This is a genomic window from Mesorhizobium sp. M4B.F.Ca.ET.089.01.1.1 (genome assembly GCF_004022605.1).
GTDB lineage: Bacteria > Pseudomonadota > Alphaproteobacteria > Rhizobiales > Rhizobiaceae > Mesorhizobium > Mesorhizobium abyssinicae.
This window is the reverse complement of sequence record NZ_RZOS01000472.1, coordinates 1-4,135: the sequence shown is the minus strand read 5'-3', so window position 1 is coordinate 4,135 and position 4,135 is coordinate 1. Positions and strand designations below refer to the sequence as shown.

The window sequence follows — 4,135 nt, the reverse complement described above, 5'->3', positions numbered from 1 at the left end:
CATTCCACCGCCTCGGCGATGCCCGGCGGCTTTGCCAGCGGACGGGCCCGGATCTGCTGCACGGCATTGGCCACCGCGCGCGCCGTAGCCTCGGCGACATCGCCCGCGCGCAGCATGATGATCTCGGCTTCGCGCGCGGCGTCGGGATAGCCGATCCAGTGATAGACGCAGCGCCGGCGCAGCGCCTCGGCCAGCTCGCGGGTGCGGTTGGAGGTCAGGATGACGATCGGCTGCGTTGCGGCGCGGATCGTGCCGCGTTCGGGGATGCTGATCTGGAAATCGGAGAGGAATTCAAGCAGCAGGGCTTCGAATTCGTAGTCGGAGCGATCGATCTCGTCGACCAGAAGCACACGCTGTTCCGGCGCGCGCAGGACCTGCAGCAGCGGCCGCGCGATCAGGAAGCGGTCGTCATAGATGTCGATTTCGTGCTCGCCGGCATGGCGGATGGCGAGCAGCTGGCGCTGGTAGTTCCATTCATAGAGCGCATGCGCGGCATCGATGCCTTCATAGCATTGCAGGCGCACCAGCTCACGGCCGAGCAGTTCGGCCACTGCCTTGGCGGCTTCGGTCTTGCCGACGCCCGGCGCGCCTTCGAGCAGCAGCGGTTTTCCCAACCGGATCGCCAGGAAGATTGCGGTCGCAAGGCTGTCGTCGGCGAGATAGCGCGAGGCGGCAAGGCGCGCCGCCACCGCTTCCGGCGAAGCCGCGATCTGTTCTGCGTCGGCGCGGGTCATTGTCCGCTCAACCCGCGGCCTGCGCCTTTAGCGCGCGCAGGATGCGCTCGGGCGTGATCGGCAAAGTGTCGATGCGCACGCCGACGGCGTCGAAGACGGCATTGGCGACCGCCGGGATCTGCGGGTTGGCGCACATCTCGCCCGGCCCCTTGGCGCCGAACGGACCGTCCGCTGACGGCCGTTCCAGCACAATGATCTCGGTCTCGGCGAGATCGCCGGGACCCGGCATCAGATATTGGTTGAAGTCGGTGCCGCCATGGTCGCGGTTCGGATAGTAGGGCTCGGTCGTCTCGTAGAGCGCGTGGCTGATGCCCATCCAGGAACCACCGACGAGCTGCTGCTCGACCATCTTGGGGTTTAGCGCGCGGCCGATCTCGAAGACGTTCTTGACGTTGAGCACCGTCACCTCGCCGGTTTCGTCGTCGACCTCGACCTCGGCCACCGTACAGGCATGCGCGTAGCAGGTCGACGGCTTCATCGCGCCGGTCTCCTTCTCCGGATAGGAGCGCGGGATCAAAAACATGCCGCGCCCGGAGATCGAGCGGCCGCGCTTGAAATGCGCCGACAGCGCGACGTCGAAGATCGAGATCGATTTCTGCGGCGCGCCCTTCACCAATATGTTGCCCTGGCCGTCGGTTTCGAGGTCCGAGGCGTTGACTTCCAGCTCTTCCGCCGCCACTTCCAGCATCACCTGGCGGGCTTCCCTGGCCGCCTGAATGACGGCGTTGCCGGCGCGGTGCGTGCCGCGCGAGGCAAAGGTGCCCATGCAGTGCGGGCCGGTGTCGGTGTCGGCGGTGTCGACGATGACGCGGTCGGTCGGCACCCCGATGGTCTCGGCGCAGATCTGCGCCATGATCTGCTTCATGCCCTGGCCGAGGTCGACGCTGGAGAGCGTGACCATGAAATTGCCGGTCGGGGTCGAATGGACCAGCGCCTGGGTAGGGTCGCCGCCGAGGTTCATGCCGGTCGGATAGTTGATCGCGGCGACGCCGCGTCCACGCCGGATCGCCATCTCAGACCCCCTTCCTGTAGGACGACATCGCCATGTATTTCGCCGCCACCGGCCAGTTGGCGGCGCGCGAGGCTTCCTGCATGCATTCGATCAGCGCCGCGCCCTCGGTCGGCTGGCGATGCGCCTTCATGTCGCCGTCGCGGTAGGCGTTGATGAAGCGGAACTCGAGCGGGTCCATGCCGATCAGCCGCGCCAGCTTGTCCATCTGCACCTCAAGCGCGAAGTCGCCGATCGTGACGCCGAAGCCGCGCATGGCGGAGGAAGGGGTGCGGTTGGTGTAGACGCAATAAGTGTCGATCCAGACATTGGGGATCGTGTAGGGCCCGGGATAGTGCGCTGCACCCTTCTGCGCGCCATAGGGCGAATGGCGCGAATAGGCGCCGGCGTCGGTGTAGCCCGTCACCTTGCGGGCGACGATGCGGCCGTCCTTCATGACGCCGTCCTTGATCACGACCTTTTCGGCCGCGCGGGGCGACGAAATCTGCATCTCCTCCTCGCGGCTGTAGATGAAACAGACCGGTCGCCCGGTTAATTTTGCGCCGAGGATGGCAATCGGTTCGACGATGACGTCGACCTTGCCGCCGAAACCGCCGCCGACGGTGCCGCCGACGAAATGCAGCTTCGAGCCCGGCATCTGCAGGATGATCGAGGCGTTGTCGAGGGTGAAGAACATCGCCTGCGTGTTGGTGTAGCAGGTGAAGCGGTCGTTGCCCTCGGGCGCTACGACACAGCCGGTCGTCTCGGTCGGCGCATGCTCGATCGGCGAGGACTGGTAGGTCTGCTCGAGGATGTGGTCGGCCTCGGCAAAGCCCGCCTCGACATCGCCGAAGCGGACCTTGCGGCACTCGCCGCTGTCATACAGGTAGTGGTTCTGGCCGTGGTATTCGTTGACGAGCGGCGCGCCGGGCTTCAGCGCTTCCTCCATGTCGAAGACGGCGGGCAGCACCTCGTAGTCGACCTTGACCTTGGCCGCTGCCTCCTGCGCCGCACGTTCGGTCTCGGCCAGCACCGCAACCACCGCCTCGCCCTTCCAGCGCACCTTGCCGTCGGCGAGCACGGTTTCGTCCTCCGGCCCGATCTGGATCAGGATCAGGATGGTGTAGACATTGTGCGGCACGTCCTTGGCCGTCAGCACCTTTACCACGCCGGGGTGCTTCTCGGCTTCCGAGGTGTCGATCGCGCGGATGCGGGCGTGATGGTGCGGGCTGCGCACCATCTTCAAATGCAGCATGCCCGATAAATTGCGGTCGGCGAAATAGGCGGTCTTGCCGGTGACATGGCCGGGCGAATCGAGCCGCGGCCTCGGCTGTCCGATCTCGTGCAGGCCGTCCTTGCGCTGATCGGCGAAATAGCTCTTGCGCAGTTCCATTCTCTTGGTCCCCTCAGGCCGCGTTCTGCGAATTGGAACGCGCGGCGCTCAGCACCGCCTGGATGATCGGCTCATAGCCGGTGCAGCGGCAGATGTTGCCGGACAGCGCCTCGACCACCTCTTCGCGGCTGGGATTGGGCGTGCGGTCGAGCAGCACCTTGGCGGCCATGATCATGCCCGGGGTGCAGAAGCCGCATTGGGTGGCGAAGGCATCGAGGAAGGCGCGCTGCAGCGGATGCAGCACGCCGCCCTCGGCGAGACCTGCCGTGGTCCTGATGACGGCGCCGTTGCAGGTCTCGGCCAGCGTCAGGCAGGAGAGCCTCAGCTCACCGTCGACGATGACCGAGCAGGCGCCGCAGGTGCCCTGGTGGCAGCCGCCTTTCGGCGAGGTGTCGCCGATCTTGTCGCGGAGTGTGTGGAGCAGCGTCGTGCCGCTGTCGATGAACTCGGCCTTTTCCGAGCCGTTGAGCGTGAACTGGACCGGGACCTTCGCCATGTCTTTCCTCCCAGCGCGCCTGCCCGGATATCCGGACAGACGCGCGCCCCCGACGTGTGAGACTTCCTGCCTGTCGCAATCCCAAAATCGCTACGCGCTTTTGGGCGACAGGCATCATGCGAGCAGCAGCCGGCCGAGATGGACCGGCAGCACTTCGGCGCGATACCAGGCGCTGGCGACCGGATCGGTGATCGGCGCTATGCCCTCGTTTGCCACGGCCAGCGCCGGTGCGATCTCCCCGCGCGTCAGCCGGCAGCCGAGCAGCGCTTTTTCGGCGGCCCGCGCACGCATCGGCCGATCGGCCATGCAGCCAAGCGCGATGCGCGCGGAATTGATCGTGCCGTCGTTCGTCCGTTCCAGCAAAGTGGCGATGCTGAGCACCGAAATGCCCTTGGGCTTGATCCGCGACACTTTGAGAAAGCGGAAGCTCTCCGGGCGGGGCAAGGCGAAGGCGACGGAGGTGACGATGGAACGGCTGGCGTCGCGTCCGGCCAGGAAGGTCTCGATCGGCACTTCGCCATCCT

4 protein-coding genes and 1 pseudogene are annotated in these 4,135 nt (G+C 66.1%); all 5 read right to left on the bottom strand.

Annotated features, from left to right (window positions below; genetic code table 11):
* Positions 1–734 (bottom strand): MoxR family ATPase (locus tag EN780_RS28770; RefSeq protein ID WP_133372751.1); only part of this gene is annotated, 734 nt, incomplete at its 3' end.
* Between the two features lie 7 nt (positions 735–741).
* A complete protein-coding gene (locus EN780_RS41410; RefSeq protein ID WP_127390975.1) occupies positions 742–1,746 on the bottom strand; it encodes a molybdopterin cofactor-binding domain-containing protein in 1,005 nt (334 codons plus the stop codon).
* 1 nt (position 1,747) lies between these two features.
* On the bottom strand, positions 1,748–3,115 hold the full coding sequence (locus tag EN780_RS41405) for a xanthine dehydrogenase family protein molybdopterin-binding subunit (protein ID WP_128275980.1): 1,368 nt from the start codon (positions 3,113–3,115) through the stop codon (positions 1,748–1,750).
* Positions 3,116–3,128: 13 nt separating this feature from the next.
* Positions 3,129–3,611, bottom strand: coding sequence for a (2Fe-2S)-binding protein (locus EN780_RS28755; protein WP_128275979.1), 483 nt, complete (start codon positions 3,609–3,611; stop codon positions 3,129–3,131).
* Between the two features lie 114 nt (positions 3,612–3,725).
* A pseudogene (locus EN780_RS28750) lies at positions 3,726–4,135 on the bottom strand (xanthine dehydrogenase family protein subunit M); the annotation flags it as partial.